Origin of the sequence: Actinoallomurus spadix (genome assembly GCF_024055725.1) — a bacterium.
Classification (GTDB): Bacteria; Actinomycetota; Actinomycetes; order Streptosporangiales; family Streptosporangiaceae; genus Actinoallomurus; species Actinoallomurus spadix.
The window spans coordinates 22,278-43,029 of sequence record NZ_JAMXMX010000002.1 but is presented as its reverse complement, the minus strand read 5'-3'; the positions used below and the strand labels follow the sequence as shown (position 1 = coordinate 43,029).

19 protein-coding genes and 1 pseudogene are annotated in these 20,752 nt (G+C 70.8%); 13 read left to right on the top strand and 7 right to left on the bottom strand.

What is annotated here, in order from left to right:
* Positions 1-360 precede the first annotated feature (360 nt).
* The 5 genes from NE235_RS02340 to NE235_RS02320 all read right to left on the bottom strand — a co-directional run bounded on the left by NE235_RS02340 (position 361) and on the right by NE235_RS02320 (position 4,080).
* The gene (locus tag NE235_RS02340; RefSeq protein WP_252798986.1) at positions 361-609 is read right to left on the bottom strand and encodes a beta/gamma crystallin domain-containing protein; all 249 of its coding nucleotides are present in this window, start codon (positions 607-609) and stop codon (positions 361-363) included.
* 132 nt (positions 610-741) lie between these two features.
* Positions 742-1,104, bottom strand: coding sequence for a beta/gamma crystallin domain-containing protein (locus NE235_RS38035; protein WP_252798985.1), 363 nt, complete (start codon positions 1,102-1,104; stop codon positions 742-744).
* A 577-nt stretch (positions 1,105-1,681) separates the two neighbouring features.
* Positions 1,682-2,284 (bottom strand): G1 family glutamic endopeptidase, encoded by a 603-nt coding sequence (locus NE235_RS02330; RefSeq protein ID WP_252798984.1) that lies wholly within the window; start codon positions 2,282-2,284, stop codon positions 1,682-1,684.
* 418 nt (positions 2,285-2,702) lie between these two features.
* On the bottom strand, positions 2,703-3,179 hold the full coding sequence (locus NE235_RS02325; protein WP_252798983.1) for a hypothetical protein: 477 nt from the start codon (positions 3,177-3,179) through the stop codon (positions 2,703-2,705).
* 313 nt (positions 3,180-3,492) lie between these two features.
* The gene (locus tag NE235_RS02320; protein ID WP_252798982.1) at positions 3,493-4,080 is read right to left on the bottom strand and encodes an HD domain-containing protein; all 588 of its coding nucleotides are present in this window, start codon (positions 4,078-4,080) and stop codon (positions 3,493-3,495) included.
* Between the two features lie 259 nt (positions 4,081-4,339).
* Between NE235_RS02320 and NE235_RS02315 the strand changes: the two are divergent.
* Positions 4,340-4,858: pseudogene (locus NE235_RS02315) on the top strand (transposase); the annotation flags it as partial.
* A 184-nt stretch (positions 4,859-5,042) separates the two neighbouring features.
* On the opposite strand, the gene NE235_RS02310 reads toward NE235_RS02315, so the two are convergent.
* On the bottom strand, positions 5,043-5,504 hold the full coding sequence (locus tag NE235_RS02310; protein WP_252798981.1) for a beta/gamma crystallin domain-containing protein: 462 nt from the start codon (positions 5,502-5,504) through the stop codon (positions 5,043-5,045).
* A 128-nt stretch (positions 5,505-5,632) separates the two neighbouring features.
* Here NE235_RS02310 and NE235_RS02305 point away from each other — a divergent pair, with 128 nt between their 5' ends.
* Both NE235_RS02305 and NE235_RS02300 read left to right on the top strand, forming a co-directional pair.
* Entirely contained in the window at positions 5,633-5,875 is a 243-nt protein-coding gene (locus tag NE235_RS02305) for a hypothetical protein (RefSeq protein WP_252798980.1), read from the top strand.
* A gap of 67 nt (positions 5,876-5,942) precedes the next feature.
* Positions 5,943-6,872: a LysR family transcriptional regulator gene (locus NE235_RS02300; RefSeq protein ID WP_252798979.1), complete on the top strand. Its 930-nt coding sequence runs from the start codon at positions 5,943-5,945 to the stop codon at positions 6,870-6,872.
* A gap of 43 nt (positions 6,873-6,915) precedes the next feature.
* Here NE235_RS02300 and NE235_RS02295 read toward each other — a convergent pair whose 3' ends face one another.
* Positions 6,916-8,169 carry an ROK family transcriptional regulator gene (locus NE235_RS02295; protein WP_252798978.1) on the bottom strand — a complete coding sequence of 418 codons (1,254 nt, stop codon included), beginning with the start codon at positions 8,167-8,169 and terminating at the stop codon, positions 6,916-6,918.
* Between the two features lie 197 nt (positions 8,170-8,366).
* Here NE235_RS02295 and NE235_RS02290 point away from each other — a divergent pair, with 197 nt between their 5' ends.
* From NE235_RS02290 to NE235_RS02245, 10 genes are read left to right on the top strand one after another with little or no spacing between them, the layout of a single operon-like run.
* The gene (locus tag NE235_RS02290; RefSeq protein ID WP_308206004.1) at positions 8,367-9,437 is read left to right on the top strand and encodes a Gfo/Idh/MocA family protein; all 1,071 of its coding nucleotides are present in this window, start codon (positions 8,367-8,369) and stop codon (positions 9,435-9,437) included.
* Positions 9,438-9,451: 14 nt separating this feature from the next.
* Positions 9,452-10,648, top strand: a complete 1,197-nt coding sequence (locus NE235_RS02285; RefSeq protein WP_252798977.1) for an ABC transporter substrate-binding protein — start codon at positions 9,452-9,454, stop codon at positions 10,646-10,648.
* A gap of 53 nt (positions 10,649-10,701) precedes the next feature.
* Positions 10,702-13,437, top strand: a complete 2,736-nt coding sequence (locus NE235_RS02280) for a branched-chain amino acid ABC transporter permease/ATP-binding protein (RefSeq protein WP_252798976.1) — start codon at positions 10,702-10,704, stop codon at positions 13,435-13,437.
* Positions 13,434-14,135 carry an ABC transporter ATP-binding protein gene (locus NE235_RS02275; RefSeq protein ID WP_252798975.1) on the top strand — a complete coding sequence of 234 codons (702 nt, stop codon included), beginning with the start codon at positions 13,434-13,436 and terminating at the stop codon, positions 14,133-14,135. Before NE235_RS02280 ends, NE235_RS02275 begins: the two co-directional genes overlap by 4 nt.
* A 2-nt stretch (positions 14,136-14,137) precedes the next feature.
* Positions 14,138-15,415 (top strand): C-glycoside deglycosidase beta subunit domain-containing protein, encoded by a 1,278-nt coding sequence (locus NE235_RS02270; protein ID WP_252798974.1) that lies wholly within the window; start codon positions 14,138-14,140, stop codon positions 15,413-15,415.
* Positions 15,412-16,428, top strand: a complete 1,017-nt coding sequence (locus tag NE235_RS02265; RefSeq protein WP_252798973.1) for a sugar phosphate isomerase/epimerase family protein — start codon at positions 15,412-15,414, stop codon at positions 16,426-16,428. The genes NE235_RS02270 and NE235_RS02265 overlap by 4 nt, the downstream gene beginning before the upstream one ends.
* Positions 16,428-16,814, top strand: coding sequence for a C-glycoside deglycosidase beta subunit domain-containing protein (locus NE235_RS02260; protein ID WP_252798972.1), 387 nt, complete (start codon positions 16,428-16,430; stop codon positions 16,812-16,814). Before NE235_RS02265 ends, NE235_RS02260 begins: the two co-directional genes overlap by 1 nt.
* The gene (locus NE235_RS02255; protein ID WP_252798971.1) at positions 16,811-17,812 is read left to right on the top strand and encodes a sugar phosphate isomerase/epimerase family protein; all 1,002 of its coding nucleotides are present in this window, start codon (positions 16,811-16,813) and stop codon (positions 17,810-17,812) included. Before NE235_RS02260 ends, NE235_RS02255 begins: the two co-directional genes overlap by 4 nt.
* The gene (locus tag NE235_RS02250; protein ID WP_252798970.1) at positions 17,809-19,266 is read left to right on the top strand and encodes a GMC oxidoreductase; all 1,458 of its coding nucleotides are present in this window, start codon (positions 17,809-17,811) and stop codon (positions 19,264-19,266) included. The genes NE235_RS02255 and NE235_RS02250 overlap by 4 nt, the downstream gene beginning before the upstream one ends.
* On the top strand, positions 19,263-20,732 hold the full coding sequence (locus NE235_RS02245) for a GMC oxidoreductase (protein ID WP_308206003.1): 1,470 nt from the start codon (positions 19,263-19,265) through the stop codon (positions 20,730-20,732). Before NE235_RS02250 ends, NE235_RS02245 begins: the two co-directional genes overlap by 4 nt.
* Positions 20,733-20,752 lie beyond the last annotated feature (20 nt).

Sequence of the window (20,752 nt, the reverse complement as noted above, 5' to 3'; positions counted from 1 at the left end):
TGGTGGCGATCGACATAGCACAATCTACGCCTCGGCGGTACGGCGGATACTCCCGAACGCGACCCTGGTCATCGGCCTGTCCGCGGGGTCCAGCTGGCCGCCAAGGCCGTGGCAGACGTGCGCCGCGCCGCGACCCTGCCAATCCACCGCGGCCAGCCCCGACACCCCGGTCAGCGAAGCGTCCAATTCGCCGATTTGAACGCGCGGACGCACTCGCCCACGAGGCCGTACCCTTTTCACCCTGGAGGTGCCCTCTCAGCCCGGCATGCTTATGACGTCGCAATCACAATCATCCCAGGCAGAAGCGGGCACCTGCCGCCATTTCGCCCGATCGAAGCGGGCGTAACTCGTCGATCTGGGTCAGGGATTGGTGAAGTAATCCAAGGCGAAGGCGTTCGTGGGATGGTAGTCCGTCCACTTCTCCAGCGTAAAGGTGGCGCCATTCGCGTCGTGGATGGTGACCCCGTTGTTCCCAGTATAGAACTCGTCGGTCCAGTACTGATACCCGACAAAGCCCGCGTTGGCCAAGCAGATCTCATAACGATCATTCTGGTGATGCGCGGCGTGAGCCCAGATGTGCACAAGATCCGCGCGATCGCCACAGTCCACGACGTTCGCAGCAGAAGCCGGGCTCGACAGAGTGCCGGATATCAGTGCAGCGATAGCACCGGTGATCGCAACTGTGCGGAGAGTTCTCTTGACACTCTACATGTCCCGACTTCTTCTTTGGCTGGATGGCAACTATTCAAAGTAGATAAAGATGATTCGCGAGTGAAATGGGCGGTTCGGGTAGGTAATGGTGGTGTATTTCGGGATGTTGACAACTTCTCCGTTCTCGTCGTTGAACTTCACGCCGTTATTGCCGGTGGACACCTTGTCGACCCAGACGGCGTAGCCGCCGTCTATGTCCATAGCTCCCGCATTCGCGAAGCACGTCTCGCCTACATCCATGGTGGTGTGCCACCAGACGTGAACGAAATCATCACTGTCGCATGGTACCTGGTTGATCGCGAATGCTTGTCCTGGGATGAGGGACAGGAACAGTGCCGCTGCTCCAGCGGTGATGCCGGCACGTTTGATCAACTTTCGACTGACGGAGAACACTCGACCACCTCAACTCGCTGTGGATCGGACTGTCAGCAACGCTACCGACACCGCAGGCCGTCGAGATATCGGCAACGTTGCCTATTCCGCCTCATCGGTGATCAGTCTGCCGCTGACGCGTCGGCGGGTGGGGCGAGCGCTGCCGAGCTGTGGCGACGCGTGCGGATCCGATCAGGGGTCGAGCGCCGGGAGCGGAGCGCCGCCGCGCCTTCACCGCAGTGAGCCCGGGGACGACCAGTCTCAACATCGCCACGCGCGCCTGTGATGGTGCGGCGCGGCTCTTGGCGCCCTCGGCCAGCGCAACGACGCCGGGATCACCTCGACCGGCCAAGCCGGTCTGCCGTAGCTGCCGGTGAGCGTGGCGGGTTGAGAGCATCCCAGGTGACACCGCGGCCTCGCCGTCCTGCTTGCCGTTCGAAAAGCCGGCTTCGTAGGTGTGGCTGCAGCCTCCGTGCGGCTTACGGAGCATCAGGGGCCCGTCATCGGACGTCTGGGAGCGCTCGACGATCTGCTCCGCGGTGCTCCCGTCGTAGAAGATTGAGGAGAGGAAGCTCCCCTGAGGGGTGTTGATCGCTCCCTAAGGGCCTAGCGTGACCGCCTTGCGCGTCCGGTAGTTGTAGAACGAGAACGAGACCTGCTTCTTCGGAGCGTAGTAGCTGGTGCCGGCGAACACCCGGTCACCGGCTTTGACACTGAAGTTCTTGACCTTCATCTCGGGGAGGCTCTTCTTGGGGTCGTCGCTGAGCACTTCCCACCAGGCGTAGTCGTCGTTGGGCCCTTTGCCGGCAATGTTGTCCACACCGTTCTGCATCAGGCGGCCGTACTTGACCCCACCGAGCCCGGACCAGATGTTGTAGGAGGACGCACCCTTGCAGACCCCGTCGAACGACGGCTCGTCGAAGATGTAGGAGGCTCCTGTGAACGCCGGCGCCTTCTTCACCTTCCTCGCCACGGCTCCCGACCAGACGGGCGCGTGCGCGGTCGGGTATTTCGGGGCGGCCGCGTGGACGTTCGTGGCGCACATGTCAGGGACGACCCAGGACGTCACGTGAGAGTACATCTCCTCCCAGATCCTGCGTTGCGCCGGTGACTTCGGACGGGGATACAGCCCATAGCGCTGGATCTCCGTGTCCGACGCGGTGACGGGATTCCATGCCTTGGGCGGCACGGTGACCGACATCGGGCCGCCATAGACCTCGTAGACACGCGTCGTCGATGAGTTCGCAGAGGGCGCTGCCGACCGTCTTCCCGCCGAGTCGGTGTGGTAGGTGTCGATGACCGGAATCTGCCGACATCGCGTAGCGGCGCTGTCAGCCCCGCCTGAGGCCGGTGCGGGAGTCGCGGCCGTCAGACTGACCACCGAAAGTGCCGTTCCACTCACGATCCCCCATTTAGTGGGCCGCATGTATCCCCCTCGTACGTCGGCATAGGATTTCGCGCCTGCCTGGCGCCTCGCCTGAACCCCGTCACGCCCTAGGCAAGATAAAAGCGCGCTCAACACATTAGTCCGCAAGATCGGCAGAAATTGCGCTCTGACCAGATGCGGACGGCCGGCCCTATCGCCTAAGACCGACCGGAATCACGTCGATGGGGCACCTTTAATTCGCCGGGACGACCCGGACGGGGAGCAGAACGCAGAGGTCCGTGCCAGGGGAGCGAGGTGAAGGGGTCTGATCCGTGCCTACGGAGTCGGGACACGGCGGACCGTAATGGATGTCGAGTCCGGCACTGCCGGGCCGGAGCGCCTCGTACTCGGCGGTCCTGCGGTCACTGCTTCGAGAGACCTCACGAAGCACCCGTTGGTCATCGCTGGAAGGCAGCGCTTCGCCTGCGCGGGCGACGACTTTGATCCGCTGGCCGACGTGGACGGTCTCCGTGGCCTGAGTGATGTACTCGTCGCTGCAGTGGCTCGCTGCGATGCGCTTGCTCCCGATGACGAAGACCACTCTCGGCGACGGGCAGGTGGTCACGTACGGCTCCTTCGCGTGCGCACACCCAGTGAGCAGCGCCGCGGAGACGCCGAGGAAAGGGAGCATCACGACGGTGCGCCGATGGATTCTGACCGCCTTCAGCATCGCCTGTCCTTCTCACTTCTCACATCGACGAACGGAACCGGCCGGCTACGGCTTCACATCTCGCTCACGACGAGAACGCGGCCGGCCCTCGCACCGGGAATTCTCTGCCGCCCATCTTGCGACAGGCCCCTAGGCTTGGTGAGCGCTTCGCGGAAATGTCGCAGTCTGATCGGAGGCTGCGCGTACGCTCCGATGAGCGTGCGCTGGGCGGTGTAGCGGACCAGGAGCGCCAGAGAAGCGAGATGTTCGAGTACCACGCCCGGGTGACGGTCCAGAGCCGAAGACGCGGAGGATCGATGGTGCGGAGAGCGGCTCAGGAGATCGGGTAGGAGGACTGGAAGGCGAGACGGTGGTCGGCGTCGGCGGCGATGTCGGTCAGAAGGTCGTCGAGGTCGCGGAACACCTGCCAGGGCGCCTTCCCGCTCGCCTCCGTCAGGTAGGCGACCGCTCTCTGCTCCAAGTCGGGAAGGCGCTTGGCCTTCCAGATCTTGTCGGCGAGGCTGACGAGCAGGTCCTCGATCGTGATGCCCGGTTCGGTCCAGGAGGCGTGCGTCCGGGCGAAGCGGGCCAGGCGTTCCTCGACGCCGTGGTCGAGGAGGATGCGGTGGCCGGCCTCCTCGTGGGCCGATCCGGGGCCGGACAGCTCCTGCCGGTGAATCGTCTTGCCGATGTCGTGCGAGGCCGCGCCGAACAAGACCGCCTCGCGGTCGGCCGCCAGGTCGCCGTGATCTCGATCGAGCCGGTCGAGGAGCTGGTGGGCGACGTCGTGGACGGCGCGCAGGTGGGCGGCGAGTCTGGGGGGCGCGTCCAGCTCGCGGAGCAGGCCCTCGGCACGTGGAGGAAGCGGGCGCAGGTCCGGGCCGAGTTCGGTGAGGGCACGGTGCAAAGGGGTGGGGGCCACCCGCTCACGATAACCACGAGATCGAATGGCTCCGGTAGGACAATCGGGGTCGGTGGTGTGGGCGAAGTGGTCGCCGTCGAGTTCGGCGAGCCGGGCGCCGGCGCCTTGGCCGAACCCGGGACGGTGCAGGTGCGAGTAGGGACTGCGGGCTCTCTGAGTAGGACTCCAGACTTCGCGAAGCAGGGACTCCAGGCTCTTCCGCGGGACGGAGGCGGCGACGCCGGAGCGGATCTGGGAGCTGGGGGCCGAGTACGGCATCGAGCTGATCGGCCTCCTGGACCTCAGCGACTGGCCCAAAGGCATGAGGGTCATCGTCCGCAAGGAACGCCCCCACCCCGGCGCCCAGCTGCGGTTCACCGACATCGACGGCCACCGGTTCACCTGCTTTGTCACCGGCACCCGGCCCGGCGGTCGCCGCGGCCAGCTCGCCGACCTGGAACTACGGCACCGCCGACGCGCCCGCTGTGAGGACCGGATCCGAGCCGGGAAGGACACCGGGCTACGGAACCTGCCGCTGCGCGGCTTCACCCAAAACCAGCTCTGGCTCGAACTCGTCGCCCTGGCCACAGACCTACTCGCCTGGATGCAGCTCCTCGCCCTCGACGACCACGCCGCCCGAAGGTGGGAACCCAAACGACTGCGGCTACGCCTGTTCTCCGCCGCCGGACGCCTGGCCAAAGGCGGCAGACGCCTGCGCCTCCGTCTCCCCGACCACTGGCAGTGGGCCGGCGTGATCGCCGCAGCGATCAGGCGGCTGCAAATGCTGCCAGCACCCTGACAAGCATCCCGACCACCCCTACCACCAGGAAGGACACTCATCCGGGCTCGTGGAACCCCGCCCACCCGACGCGACAGCCGGGCCCGACCGCTGACCCACCCCCTGAAAAACAACGGTCGGTGGGTCGCTACGCGACCCACCGACCTCACGAAAGATCGAGGCTACCTGACCCGAACGAATCCACTCACCAGTTCGCGTTTTCGGGAGCGATATACGGTTTCGCGTTTTCGGGAGCGATGAACGGGTCTTCAGTTTTCTGATCCATAGGCGTACCTTCGGGATAATCAGGACGAATAAATAGGCCCCGCGTATGGATCGGGCGGTTGGGGTAGCTAATAATGGTGTATCGCGGAATGAAGGGAGTTTCTCCGTTCTCATCGAGAAGATACACCACGTTATTGCCGGTGGACACCTTGTCGACCCAGGGGACCTTGTCACCGAACGCGTTGTCGAGTTGTCCCGCATTCGCGAAGCACGACTCGCCCCCTTCCGATCCGAGGTGCCACCAGACGTGGACGTAATCAGAAGAGTCGCATGATACCTGGTCGATTGCGAATGCTTGTCCTGGGATGAGGGACAGGAACAGTGCCGCTGCTCCGGCGGTGATGCCGAAACGTTTGATCGACTTTCGACTGGCGGAGAACACTCGACCACCTCAACTCGTTGCGGCTCAGCCTGGCCAGCGATGCTACCGTCACCGCAGGCCGTCGAGATATCGGCAACGTTGCCTATTTCGCCTCATCGGTAATCAGTCTGCCGCTGACGCGTCGGCGGGTGGGGCGAGCGCTGCCGGGCCGTGGTCGACGCGCCGCCACCTACTCCCTGTCCCGGGCCACGTCGGCGGTCCTGCTGTTCGTCGCCCTGCACGCGCTGGAGAACCTCGGCGCGGGGGTGGTCTTCACCGGGTCGGCGGTCATCCTGGTGCTGCTGTGCCTGGACGTCGCGGTGCTCGGGCCGCACAGCACCGGCCGGAGCCTCGAGACGGCCGCCCGCCCGGCCGGCGCCGGCCTGGAGTGACGAGCGGGGCCATCAGGAAGACGAATGTATTGATGGCCTCCATCATCGCTGCCTATGCTTGCTGGTCATGGCGGTCGATCGTCTGCTGGTGAACCTTGATCTGAATCTCCTCGTCACGCTGGACGTCCTCCTGCGCGAGCGCAACGTCACGCGGGCGGCGGAGCAGCTCGGGTGCAGCCAGCCGACGGTCAGCACCGCGCTGGCCCGGTTGCGCCGCTACTTCGACGACGAGTTGCTGCATCGGGTGAGCGGCCGCTACGACCTGACCCCGCTGGCCGTCCAGTTGGCGGCCCGCACGCCGTCGGCCGTGGAGGGCGTACGCCGGGTCTTCGACGTCCGGAACGCGTTCGATCCGGCGACGGTCGAACGCGAGTTCACGATCATGACGTCGGACTACGCGGCGGCGGTGCTCGGGCCCATCGTCGCGCGGCTGGTGGCCGAGCGGGCGCCGGGGGTCCGGCTGAGAATGCAGCAGACCAACCCGCAGGCGATCGACCACGCGGCGGACACGCTGCGCACCATCGACGGCGTCATCCTGCCGCACGGTTTCCTCACCGACGTGCCGTACACCGACCTCTACGAGGATCGCTGGGTCTGCGTCGTCGCGCGGGACAACGCGGCGGTCGGGGCGCGGCTCAGCCTGGCGCAGCTGGAGGAGCTGCCCTGGGTGATGCTGTTCCACCGGCCCACGGCGTTCGCTCCCGCGGTGCAGCAGCTGCGCATGATCGGCGTCGAGCCGAGGGCCGAGCTCGTCGTCGACGGGTTCCTGCAGATGCCGTTCCTCATCGCGGGCAGTGATCGGGTGGCGCTGCTGCAGGAGCAGCTGGCCCGCCGGATCGCGGACGCGGCCGGCGTACGGGTCCTGGAATGCCCCTTCGACGCGGTGCCGCTCGCCGAGGCGTTCTGGTGGCATCCGATGTACCGCAGCGACGTCGCCCACGCCTGGCTGCGCGAGCTCCTGGTGGAGGCCGGCCGGGAGCTGACGGCCACAGCGTGACGTGCCGTACGGCGGGTCGCGACCTGACGTGCCGCGCCGCGGGTCAGCGGGCGGCGTGCGTTCCGGCGCCGGACACGCGGGGTGAGCCTTCCGCGAGCCAGGTCTCCAGGTTGGCGGGAGAGAAGACCTCGTCCAGGGCAAGGTGGACGGCCCCGGTGACGCCGGAGAGCTCCTCGGGCAGGGTCGCGACGTCGATCCGCAGGTTCTGCGTCGCGAGAGGCAGGGCCCTGCGGTGGATGGCCTCCTGGATGGTGGCGAGCACGTGTTCCTTGGCGCGGACGATGCCGCCGCCGAGCACCAGCAGCGCGGGGTTGTAGAAGCTGACCAGCGTGGCCAGCGTGCCGCCGAGCAGAGCCGACGTGCGTTGCAGGAGCGCACGGGCGGCCTGGTCACCCTGGGTGGCCGCCTGGGTGACGTCGATCGGGCGGATCGCGCCGGACGCGGCGAGGGCGGCGGCCAGGGCCGGGCTCTGACCGGTCTCGGCGAGCATCCGGCCCTCCCGGGCGAGCGCGGTCCCGCCGGCCACCGCCTCCAGGCAGCCGAGGTTGCCGCACCGGCAGATGGTGTTGCCGCCCTCCGGGATGGCGACGTGGCCGATGTCGCCGGCCGAGCCGTTGGCGCCGCGGTAGAGCCTGCCGTCCATGACGATCGCGGCGCCGATGCCGACCCCGGCGCGGACGTAGAGCATGTGCCCGGCCGCGACCGCCTCGGGGTCGGAGCGCAGCTCGCCCAGGGCCATCACGTTGACGTCGTTGTCGACCCACACGGGGGCGCCGTAGCGGGCGGAGAAACGGTCCCGGATCGGGTACCGGTTCCACCCGGGCATGATGGGCGGCACCACCGGCAGCCCGCTGCGGAACTCCACCGGACCGGGCACGCCGACCCCGACCGCCCAGATCGGCGCCGCGTGAGCGCCGATCAGCTCGTCGGCGAGCCGCTCCGCCAGGGAGAGGACCGCCTCCGGCCCGTCGGCGACGTCGATGGGGTGCTGGCGGGTGGCGAGCAGGGTGCCGCCAAGGTCGGCGAGCCCGACGACCAGCTCGGTGGCGGCGATGTCGACGCCGAGGACCTGACCGCGCTCCGCGCGCAGCCGCAGCCGGCGGGGCGCGCGGCCGCCCGATGACGGGCCGAGCCCGGCGCCCTCGATGAGGCCCGCGCTCTCCAGCTCGGCGACGCGCTGGGCGACCACGCTGCGGCCGAGGCCGACCCGCTCGACGAGCATCGGCTGGGTCACTTGGGAGCCGGTGCGCACGGCGTCCAGGACGGCGGCGAGTCCGTTGATGCGATCGCTTGGCACCCCGTCAGCCTAACAACTTCTTCCGGCCGCCGACAAAAGATCCTTAACGCTTCGCCCGGCGGCCCGGCGACCTCGCGGCCGTCATCAGCGGTTCCGATACCTGTCATTACGCATTTTGCTCGTAACCCCGTTGACTTCTTCCGTTAACAGGAAGAAGTATCGGCGCAACGAGTTGTCCAGCTCACAGAGGAGGTCGTGTGGGCGACGTGGTACGAGCCGGCGTCATCGGCGCCGGGTTCATGGGAACGGTGCACGCGCGGGCCATCCGCCGCAGCGGCGCGGTCCTGTCGCGGGTCGCCGGATCGACGCCCGCGTCGTCCCGCGCGGCCGCCGAACGCCTCGGCGCCGCCCACCCGGGCGACACGGCCGAGGCGCTGCTGGCCGCCGACGACGTCGACGTGATCCACGTCTGCACGCCGAACGCGACGCACGGCCCGCTCGTCCGCGCCGCGATCGCCGCCGGCAAGCACGTCGTCTGTGAGAAGCCCCTCGCCGTCAGCGCCGAGGAGGCCCGCGAGCTGGCCGCGCTCGCCGCGGACGCGGGAGTGACCGCGACCGTTCCGTTCGTCTACCGCTTCTACCCGACCGTGCGCCTGGCACGGGCGCGGATCGCCGCCGGGACCACCGGCGCGCTGCGCCTGCTGCACGGCTCCTACCTCCAGGACTGGCTGGCCGGCGAACACGACGACGACTGGCGCGTGGACCCCGCCTCCGGCGGGCCCTCGCGGGCGTTCGCGGACATCGGGGTGCACTGGTGCGACCTGGTCGAGTTCGTGACCGGGCACCGCATCATCCGGCTCGCGGCCCGCACCACCGTGGCCGTCCCGGCGCGCGGCGGCCGGCCCGTACGCACCGAGGACGCCGCCGTCCTGCTCTTCGAGACCGACCACGGCACCCTGGGGAACCTGACGGTCAGCCAGGTCAGCCCGGGACGCAAGAACCGGCTCTGGTTCTCCGTGGACGGCGCCGCCGAGAGCCTGGCCTTCGACCAGGAGGCACCGGAGACGCTCTGGGTCGGCGCCCGCACCGCCGACCAGCGGATCCTGCGCGCCGCCGGCGACACCACCCGCTACGACGTCCTGCCGGCCGGGCACCCGCAGGGCTACCAGGACTGCTTCGACGCGTTCGTGGCCGACACGTACGCCGCCCTCTCCGGCCCCACGCCGGACGGGCTGCCCACCTTCACCGACGGATTGCGCGCGGCCCGGCTCACCGCGGCGGTGCTGCGGTCCGCCGAAGCCGGCACCTGGGTCGACGTCAACGACTAGAGAGAGGTCCATCGATGGCATCGAAACTCCGGCTCGGCGCCGTGCTGGTCGCGGGGAGCCTGTCCCTCGCCGCCTGCAAGGGGGGCGCCGCGGGGGGCGGCGGCGACACGATCACCGTCGGCATGTTCGCCACCACCAGCGCCGCCACCTCGGCCGCGTTCGTCAACACCTGGTCGGTGGACGGCGTCCAGGCCGGCCTCAAGGCGATCAACGCCGCGGGCGGCGTGAACGGCAAGAAGATCACGCTGAAGGTCTGCGACAACGCCGGCGACCCCAACCGGGACGCCACCTGCGCCCGCCGGGCCGTCCAAGAGAAGTGGGTCGCGGTGCTCGGCGGGTTCGACCCGTACGCGCCGAGCCAGACCCTGCCCGTCCTGGAGGCCGGCAGCGTGCCGTACGTCGGTTTCCTGCAGGGCACCCCGGCCGAGTACCAGAGCAGGGTGTCCTTCCCCGTCTCCATCGGAACGGTCGGCGGATACGTCGGCACGTTCAGCCAGATGGTGCATGACGGCTGTAAGAAGCCCGTCTTCGTCGGCGCCAACGACGCCGGCAGCGACGTCACCTACGCCCAGGCCAAGGACGTCTTCGGCAGCGCGCCCGGCGTGACCTTCAACGGCGCGATCAAGTTCACCTCCGGCACCACCGACGTGACCCCGACCGTGGCCGACGCGCTGGCGCAGCGCCCGGACTGCCTCGCCTTCGGCGGTGGCGGCAACGACGCGGCCAAGTTCTTCGCCGCCGTCCGCAAGGCCGGCAGCAAGGCCACCCTGTACGCCTCGCCCGGCGTCCTGCAGCCGCAGGTCATCGCGGCGCTCGGCAAGACCGCCGAAGGGATCAAGGGCGCCTCCGACACCCCGATGCCCAACAGCTCCGACCCCTCCATGCAGAAGTTCCTGACCGACCTGAAGGGCTACAGCGCCAAGGCGGTGCCGAACGAGTTCTCGCTGATCGGCTACGCGTCGACGCTGCTGCTCCAGCAGGGCCTGACCGGCCTCGGCGACGTCACCGCGAAGGGCCTGCTGAAGAAGCTCGGCGGGATGAGCGGCGTCAAGGTCATGAACTTCCCCCCGCTCGACTTCACCAAGACCCGCGGCAGCAGGCAGTACCCGCGGATGTTCAACAGCAGCGTCTGGTACGGCGTCGTCAAGAACGGCCAGTGGACCAGCAGCGGCTCCCAGACGCCGACCGACATCGGCCAGTACATCAAGTGATCCGATCGGGGCCGGCCACGGCCGGCCCCGGCGCACTGGAGTGAGCCCAGGTCATGAATCTGTTCCTGCAGTTGTTCGCCCTCGGCTGCGCGACCGGCGGCATCTACGCGATCAGCGCGATGGGCGTCGTCGCCGTCTTCCGCAGCTCCGGCGTCATCAACTTCGCCCACGGCGCGGTCGCGATGGCCGGTGGCTACGTGATGTACTCCGTCGCCGACACGCTCGGCCTCAGCCACCTGATCGCCGTCCCCGCCGGGATCCTCGTCTCCGCCGTCCTCGGCTGGCTCGTGTACGCCGTGGTGATCCGCCCGCTCGCGGACACCTCGACGCTGACCCGGGTGATCGCCACCCTCGGCGTGTTCGTCGTCCTCCAGCAGGGCGTCGTCCTGACGTACGGCAGCGCCCTGAAGATCCCCCACCCGTACCTGCCGACCGGGGCGGTCCGCGCCGGGCCGGTCTCGGTCGGCGCCGACCAGCTCATCCTCTTCGTCTTCTCGGCCGCGCTGACCGCCGTCCTGTGGGCCGTGTTCAAGCACACCCGCTTCGGCCTCGCCACCTCGGCGGTCGCCGAGAGCCCACGGTCGCTGGCCGCGCTCGCCTGGCGCGTCGGCAGGCTCCGCGGCCTCAACTGGGCGCTCGGCGGCGCCCTCGCGGGCGTCGCCGGAATCGCCCTGGCACCGAGCCTGCAGCTGCAGCCCAACAGCTTCGCCCTGCTGATCATCCCGACCCTGGCCAGCGCCATGCTCGGCGGCCTGCGGTCGTTCCCGCTCACCCTACTCGGCGGCATCACGCTCGGCGTCCTGCAGGCGGTGTGCGCGCACTACCTGGACCTGCCCGGCGTCGGTGACGCCGTGCCGTTCCTCGTCATCATCGCGGTGCTCATGCTGATGGGCCGCACGCTGCCGCTGCGCAGCCACCTGAACGAACGGCTGCCCCGGGTCGGCAGCGGAAAGGTGCACCCGGTCCGCCTGCTCGTCGCGGTGGCCGTGGTCGCCGTGGCCGCGCAGACCCTCCTCGGCGTGCAGCTCCTCGACGGCCTGACGGTCACCCTCGTCACCTCGATCATCCTGCTGTCCCAGGTCGTCGTCACCGGCTACGCCGGCCAGCTCTCCCTCGCGCAGGTGCCGATCGCCGGAGTCGGCGCCATCATCGCCGGACGGCTCCTCGCCGCCACCGGCCTGCCGTTCCCGCTGGCGATCGTCGCGGGCGGCCTGGCGGCCATCCCCGTCGCGCTCGCCGTGGGCCTGCCCGCACTGCGCGCCCGCGGCGTCAGCCTCGCCATCGCCACCCTCGGCTTCGGCGTCGCGATCAACGCCGTCATCCTGCGCAACAGCGACCTCAACGGCGGGGCCGGCGGCCTGCAGGTCGGCTTCCAGTCGGTGTTCGGCATCGACGTCGACTCGATCGTCTACCCGGCCCGCTACGCGATCCTCTGCGGCCTGGTGTTCGTCCTGCTCGCGCTCGTCGTCGCGAACGTACGGCGCGGCCGGGTGGGCCGCCGGATGCTCGCGGTGCGCACCAACGAACGCGCCGCCGCGGCGCTCGGCGTCGACGTCGCCTCCACCAAGCTGTACGCGTTCGTGCTGGCCGGTGTGGTCGCCGGGATCGGCGGCGTGCTCGGCGCGTTCCGCAACCCGACCCTCACCTTCACCTCGTACGACCCGCTGACCTCCGTCAACGGCCTGATCCAGTCGGTGATCGGCGGCATCGGGTACGTCCCGGGCGCGCTGCTCGGCGGCGTCGGCCAGAACGGCGGGCTGGCCACCGCGGTCGCCAACACCTGGCTGTTCGACATCGCGCAGTACCTCGTGCTGATCCTCGGCATCGGCCTGATCGTCCAGGTGATCGTGCAACCCAACGGCATCGCCGACGTGATCGCCCACCCCAAGCGCAAGAAGGGCCCACGTTCGGCGGCGCCGCGCGCCCGGCTGCCGCGGCCGTTCGCCCGGCGGCGTGCGGCGGCGGTGGACGCACAGATCGCGGCGGCGCGGCGGACGGACCACCACCCGTCGGGCGGCCGCCTCGAGGCACGCGGCGTGACCGTACGCTTCGGCAGCGTCGTGGCCGTGGACGACCTGTCCTTCGAGATCCGGCCGGGCGAGGTCGTCGCCGTGATCGGCCCGAACGGCGCCGGCAAGACCACGCTGATGGACGCCCTCTCCGGATTCGTCCCCGCCACCGGCACCGTGCTCCTCGACGGCTCGCCGCTCTCCGGCCTCCCGGCGTTCCGCCGGACCCGGGCCGGCCTGACCCGCTCCTTCCAGTCGCTCGAACTGCTGGAGGACATGACGGTGCTGGACAACCTGCGCTGCGCGAGCGACCCGACCGACGCGGCGTCCTACCTGATCGACCTCGTACGGCCCGACCGGGGGCGGATCACCGTCGCGACGGTCGCGGCCATCGACACCTTCACGCTCGCCGAGCACCTCCACCGGTTCCCCACCGAACTGGCCTACGGCACCCGCCACCTGGTCGCGATCGCCCGGGCCGTCGCCGCCGCGCCGAAGGTGCTGATGCTCGACGAACCCGCCGCCGGCCTCTCGGAGGTCGAACGCACCGAGGTCGGCGACCTGATCCGGCACCTGGCCGACGACTGGGGCATCGCGGTGCTGCTCGTCGAGCACGACGTCGAGCTCGTACGGCGGGTCTCCGACCGGGCCATCGCCCTCGACTTCGGCCGGCAGATCGCCGCCGGCACCCCGGACGAGGTCCTCGCCGATCCGCGCGTCGTCGAGGCGTACCTCGGACACAGCACCTCGGTCATGAGGCCGACGAAGGAGGTCTCATGACCGCGGCCCTGCGCACCACCGGCCTGACGGCCGGATACGGCGACGTCGCCGTCGTGCACGACCTCGACCTGGAGGTGCACCCCGGGGAGATCGTGGCGCTGATGGGCGCCAACGGCGCCGGCAAGACCACCGCGCTGCTCACCGCCGCCGGAGCGCTGCGCCCGCTCGGCGGCGACCTCGAGGTCCTCGGGACCGCCGACCCCCGCGAGGACCTGCGCGACCGCGCGGCACGCGGCCTGGCGCTGCTCACCGACGACCGGTCGGTCTTCCGCAGTCTCACCACCCGGGAGAACCTGCGCCTCGGCCGCGGCCCCATGGACCTGGCCCTCGCCGCCTTCCCCGAGCTGGAACGCCTGCTCGACCGGCCCGCCGGGCTGCTCTCCGGAGGCGAGCAGCAGATGCTCGGCCTCGGCCGCGTGCTCGCCGCCCGGCCGAAACTGCTGCTCGCCGACGAGCTGTCACTCGGCCTGGCGCCGATCGTCGTGCACCGGCTCCTCGCGGCCGTACGCGAGCTCGCCGACTCCGGCTGCGCGGTGCTCCTCGTCGAACAGCAGGTCCGCCTCGTGCTCGACGTCGCCGACCGCGGCTACGTCCTCCAGCGCGGCCGGGTCGCCCTCGCCGGGACCGGCGACGAACTGCGGCGCAACCGCGCCGACATCGAACGCTCCTACCTCTCCGTGACCGTCGAAAAGGACTGAACGTGCTCGACCGCGACATCATCCAGAACCGCGGCTTCCGCAACGTGCCGGGCGGCTTCGAACTCCGCCTGCGCAACCCCAACTACCGCGGGGTGGCGGGCAGCCTGCTCGACGGCGTCGAGGTGGTGGTGGACGGGCGGAAGTGGGAACACGACGTCCCCCGGATCACCCTGCGGGGCCGCACCGTCACCCTCGACGAACTGCGTGCGGGCACCGGCGTGCGGTGGCAGCTCGACGAGACCGCCACCGTGACCGTGCCCGAGCCCGGCGGCCTGGCGCCCGGCGTGCACGACGTCGAGGTCGCCGTGTACCTGCGCCGGCCGTACTTCCCGCCGTTCGTCGCCCGCTCGGTGTTCCGCGCCACCGCGAAGCGGGTGATCGTCCCAGACGCCCCGGCCGGCGGCCTGCGCTACGGCGTCTCGCTCTACAGCTACTCCGGCGACATGTACACCTCCATGACCCTCGACGACGCGATGGCCGACATCGCCGACCTCGGCGCCACCGGCATCGAGATCCTCGGCGAGGGCAACATCCCGGGCTACCCCTCGCCGTCTCCCGAGTGGATCGACCACTGGCACCGGCTGCTCGGCGACCACGGGCTCACCGCGACCAACTACGGCTCGTGGGTGGACACCGCGATGTGGCGCGACCGCGACCTCACCGCCACCGAGGCCGCCGAGCAGATCCGCCTGGACCTGCGGCTCGCCGCGCGGCTCGGCTTCACCTCGATCCGCCCCAAGTTCGGCGTGGTCTCCGCGGACCTGGACCCGCACCCGATCTGGCGAGAGGCTGTCGAACGCAGCCTCGACCTGGCCCAGGAGCTGGACATCGTGATCTGCCCGGAGATCCACAGCCCGACGCCGATCCGGCACCCGGTGACCCAGGCGTACCTCGACTTCATCGAGCGCACCGGCACCGGCCACTTCAAACTGCTGATCGACACCGGCATCTTCCAGACCGCGCCGGTCGACGACGGGCACGAGGGCATCGAGGGGAAGAAACGCCCGGCGTTCCTGGAGCCCCTGGCCGTGCCGATGGACGACCTCGTCGAGGTCCTGCCGTACGTCCACTTCATCCAGGCGAAGTTCTTCGAGATCGACGACACCCTCGCCGATCCGCACGTGCCCTGGGCGCCGATCGTCGACACGCTGGTACGGCACGGCTGGAACGGCTGGCTGTCCAGCGAGTACGAGGGCCGGCGCGAGCCGTACCGCGGCCGCGACCAGGTCCGCCGCCAGCACGCCCTGCTCCGCATGCTCCAGAAGGAGGCCACCGGATGAGCCGCCCCATCACCCTCTTCACCGGCCAGTGGGCCGACCTGCCCTTCGACGAGGTGTGCCGCCTCGCCGCCGAGTGGGGCTACGACGGACTCGAGCTCGCCTGCTGGGGCGACCACTTCGAGGTCGACCGGGCCCTCGCCGAACCGGACTACGTCGAGCGCAGGCGCGCCCGGCTGGCCGAGTACGGCCTCTCCGTGTACGCGATCTCCAATCACCTGGTGGGCCAGGCCGTCTGTGACCACCCGATCGACGAACGGCACCAGGACATCCTGCCGTCCGAGGTGTGGGGCGACGGCGACCCGGCCGGCGTCCGCGAGCGCGCCGCCGAGCGGATGAAGGACACCGCGCGGGCCGCCGCGCTCCTCGGCGTGGACACCGTCGTCGGCTTCACCGGCTCGTCCATCTGGCACACCGTGGCCATGTTCCCGCCCGTGTCCCAGGCCGTGATCGACCGCGGCTACCAGGACTTCGCCGACCGCTGGAACCCGATCCTCGACGTCTTCGACGAGGTCGGCGTGCGCTTCGCCCACGAGGTCCACCCCAGCGAGATCGCGTACGACTACTGGACCACCCGCCGGGCCCTGGACGCGATCGGCCACCGCCCCGCGTTCGGCCTCAACTGGGACCCGTCCCACTTCGTCTGGCAGGACCTCGATCCCGCCGACTTCATCCTCGAGTTCGCCGACCGCATCTACCACGTCGACTGCAAGGACGTGAAGCTCGCCGTCGGCAACGGCCGCAACGGCCGGCTCGGCTCCCACCTGGCCTGGGCCGACCCGCGCCGGGGCTGGGACTTCGTCTCCACCGGCCACGGGGACGTCCCCTGGGAACGCTGCTTCCGCGCCCTCAACGCCATCGGCTACACCGGTCCGATCTCCATCGAATGGGAGGACGCCGGCATGGACCGCCTCACCGGTGCCCCCGAGGCGCTGCGGTTCGTCCGCGGGCTCTCCTTCACCGCCCCGGACGCCGCCTTCGACAGCGCGTTCAGCACGCGGCGGGAAGGACGCTGATGGGCCCCCTCGACGACCAGGTGCTCCGCGACGACGCGGTCACCGTCACCCCCGACGGCCTCGACATCGCCGTCCACACGCACTGGTACCGCGCGCTGCCCCTGTCGTGCGTCGTCCGCCTCGACGTGACCGTGGACGGCACTCCGGTGGTCCCGGACGTCACGGTCAACGGCGTGCGCCGCACCCGGGCCGAGCTCGCCGACCTGACCGGCGAGTACTGGTTCACCACCGACCCGCTGATCCTCCACGTCCCCGGCACCGCGGGCGAGCACCGCGTCGAACTCGACCTGGGCCTGTCCATCCCCTACATCCTCACCGGCCCCGACCGGCGGCCGCTGCTGTCCGCCAGCCGGGCCGACCGCACCCTCACCGCGAGGCGACCGTGACCGACACCGCCGCCGGGCTCCCCCGTCTCGGCATCACCCTCTTCAGCCTCACCCTCGAACAGCGCCGCCCCGGCACGGACCTGATCGGCCTGATCCGGGAGGTCGGGGCCCGCGGCCTCGGCCCCGGCCTGGAGATGGTCGCGTTCCAGAGCCTGCGCGGCTGGCCGCGCCTGGACGAGACCCTCGCCCAGGCGGTTCGCGGCGCGCTCGACGACGCCGGGCTGACCCCCTCGTGCCTGGCGATCAACCTCGACCTCGCGCTCCGCCCCGGACGGCTGCTCAGTGACGACGAGGCGCACGACTACCTCGCCGTACAACTGCGCGGCGCCGCCGCACTGGGCTTCCCCGTGGTCCGCGTCGGCGCCGAATGCGGACCGGCCGTCCTCACCCGGCTGCTGCCGCTGGCCGAGGAACTGCGCGTCCGGATCGGCGTGGAGATCCACAGCCCGCTCACCCTCGACGCGCCGCCGGTCGCCGCCCTCAAGGAGCTCTTCACCCGCCTCGACACCGAGTGGCTCGGCTTCATCCCGGACTTCAGCGCCAGCATGCGCGCCATCCCCGGCGCGGTGACGGACGCGCACCGCGCCGCGGGCATCCCGCCGGAGCTGACCGGGCTCGCCACGCGGATCTGGGCCGAGCCCGGGCCGACGATGGCCAAGTTCGGCGACCTCGAGCGGCGCGCGGCCGCCCTCGGCGCCCGGCCCGACCAGATCGGCAATCTGACGATGCTGCTCACCATGCACGGCCGGATGCGGCCGGACCGGTGGGCGGACTTCTTCCCGCACGTCGTCCACGTGCACGGCAAGTTCTACGGCGTCACCGACGGGCAGGACCCGTCGATCGACTACCCCGCCGTGCTCGCCGTACTGCGGGAGCAGAAGTACACCGGCTTCATCTCCAGCGAGTACGAGGCGCACGCCTACACCGACCGGCATGACGCCTTCGACCAGGTCGCCGCCCACCAGCGGATGTGCAAGACCCTCCTGGAGGCACGATGAGCGACCACGACGTCGTCATCGTCGGCTCCGGCCCGGTCGGCACCGCCATCGCGCGGGAGCTCGCGGACCGGGACCCCGCGCTGCGGCTGCTCGTCCTGGAGGCCGGCCCGGTGCTCGGCCCCGAGCCCGGCGGGCACGTCAAGAACATCGCGGACCCCTCATCCCGTGCCGCCGCCGTGGCCGCCGTGACGGGGACGCGCACGCCGCCGGGCGCCACCCCGCCGCGTCCCGGCACCGCCCTGGTCGGCACACCCGCCATGCCGAACGCCGCCACCTCCACCAACGTCGGCGGCATGGGCGCGCACTGGACCTGCGCGTGCCCCCGCCCCGGCGACGACGAGATCCCCGGCTTCCTCGACCCCGCCGCGTTCGACGACGCCCTGACCCGCGCCGAAGAGCTCCTGCACGTCACCACGCACGCCTTCGACCAGGCGCCGCTGACCCCGACGGTGCAGAAGCTGCTCGGCGAGCGGTTCGACCGGCCCGGCACCCGCCCGGTCGGCCCCATGCCGATGGCGATCACCATCGGCGCCGACGGTTCACCACACTGGACCGGGCCCGCCGTCATCGCCGGCGACCTCTGGCGGCGGCCCGGGGTGACCCTCCGCTCCGGCACGCTGGCCCGGCGCGTGCTCATCGACGGCGACCGCCGCGCCACCGGCGTCGAGGTCGTCGACCTGGCCACCGGCGCCGTACGGCGGGTCACGGCACGGGCGGTCGTCGTGGCCGGCGACGCCCTGCGCACCCCGCGGCTGCTGTGGGCCTCCGGCGTCCGCCCGCCCGCGCTGGGCCGCTACCTCAACGACCAGCCGCAGGTCATGGCCGCCGCGCTGGTGAACGAACGCGACCTCCCCGACGCCCCGGCGGACGGCACGGCCATCGTCCCCGTCTCCGGCGTCTCCTGGGTGCCGTACGCCGCCGACCGGCCGTTCCACGGTCAGGTCATGCAGCTCGACGCCTCACCCGTGCCCCTCGGCCCGGACGTCACCGTACGGGCCGGGCAGGTCGTCGGCCTCGGCTGGTTCTGCCGCAAGGAGCTCTCCGCCGACGACCGGGTCTGGTTCGACGACGGCGACCTCGACGAACACGGCCTGCCGGCGATCCGCGTCGAGTACCGCCTCACCGCCGCCGACCACGCCGCCATCGCGGCGGCCATCGCCGAGATCAAGGCCGCCGCGGCGGCGCTCGGCCGGCCGCTCGACGAGCCCTTCGTCATGCCCGCCGGCAGTTCCCTGCACTACCAGGGCACCACGCGGATGGGCCCGGCCGACGACGGGACGAGCGTCTGCGACACCACCGGCCGGGTCTGGGGCACCGACAACCTCTACGTCGCCGGCAACAACGTCATCCCGACCGCCACCGCGTGCAACCCGACCCTGACCGCCGTCGCGCTCGGGGTGATGAGCGCCCGGGCGCTGCGGGCCAGGCTCCGTACCGAGGAGGAGACGCCGTGAGCAGAGTCCTCATCGTCGGCAGCGGACCCACCGGCGCCGCCTACGCCCGGCTGCTGACCGAGGCGCTGCCCACGGTCGAGGTGGTCATGGTGGACGCCGGGCCGGTCCTGACCGACCCGCCCGGCATGAACGTCAAGAACCTCCCCGACCCCGCCCTGCAGGCCGCCGCGCGCGACGCGTCCCAGGGGCCCGCGCGGGCGGCCGGTCTGGCCGGCATCCCCGGCGGCAGCGTCGCCGAAGGGACCGTCACCGCCAGGCACGGAACGCATCTCATCGGGCACCCGGCCGAAGGATCCGGCGGGATGCCCGCCGCCGCCGTCGCCACCTGCGTGGGCGGGCAGGGCGCGCACTGGACCTGCGCCACCCCACGGCCGGCCGGCACCGAGCGCATCCCCTTCATCGACCCCGCCGAGTGGGAGGAGCACGTCTCCGACGCCGAACGGCTGCTGCACACCACCGGCTCCGCCTTCGCCGAATCGCCGCAGGCCGAAGCCGTGCTCCGGCTGCTCGCCGGCGAGTTCCCGGACGTCCCGGTACGGCGGCTGCCGATCGCGGCGGACCCACGCCCCGACGGCACGCTGCGATGGAGCGGCACCGACGTCGTCCTCCCCCGCCCGGATCGGTTCCACCTGCGCCCCCGGACGCTGTGCACCCGGCTGCTGGTGTCGGGCGACCGGGTGACCGGCGCCGTCCTGCGGGACCAGGACACCGGCGTCACCGAGCGATTCGAGGCGGACGCCGTGGTCGTCGCCGCCGACGCGCTCCGTACCCCGCAACTGCTGTGGGCCTCGGGCATCCGCCCGGCCGCGCTGGGCCGCCACCTCACCGAGCATCCGCTGCTCTTCGGCGTGGTCGCGGTACGGCCCGGCGCCCTGCCCGCCCCGGCGCGGGCGCGGCGGGTCGACCCGATCACCGCGGCCGTCAACCTCGGGTACAGCGACGCGGAGCACCCGTTCCACGCCCAGCTGATGTTCAGCCCGGTCTGCCCGGTCCCGCTCCCGCCCGATCACCCGCAGGCCGGCAACCCGGCCGGGTACATCGGCATGGGCTGGGGCGTGCGCAAGTGGCCCCGGCCGTCCGACCGCGTCATCTTCGACGACGAGGCACCGGACGACGCCGGCCTGCCCGGCATCCGGATCGCCTATGGACTCACCGAACGGGAGGAGGCGGAGCTGGGCCGGGCGCGGTCCGTCGCGACCCGGGTCGCGGCGCTCTTCGGGGACTTCCTGCCGGGCATGCCGCACGTGATGCCGGCGGGCAGTTCCCTGCACTACATGGGGACGTTCCGGATGGGCCCCGCCGATGACGGCACCAGCGTCTGCGACGCGTACTCCCGCCCCTGGGGCATGAGCGGCCTGGTCCTCGCCGGGAACGGCCTGATCCCCACCGCCAACGCCTGCAACCCCACTCTGACCAGCGTCGCCCTCGCCGTCCGGGGAGCACGGGCCCTCGCCGCACACCTGTGACCATCGGCCGCCGCCCTCAC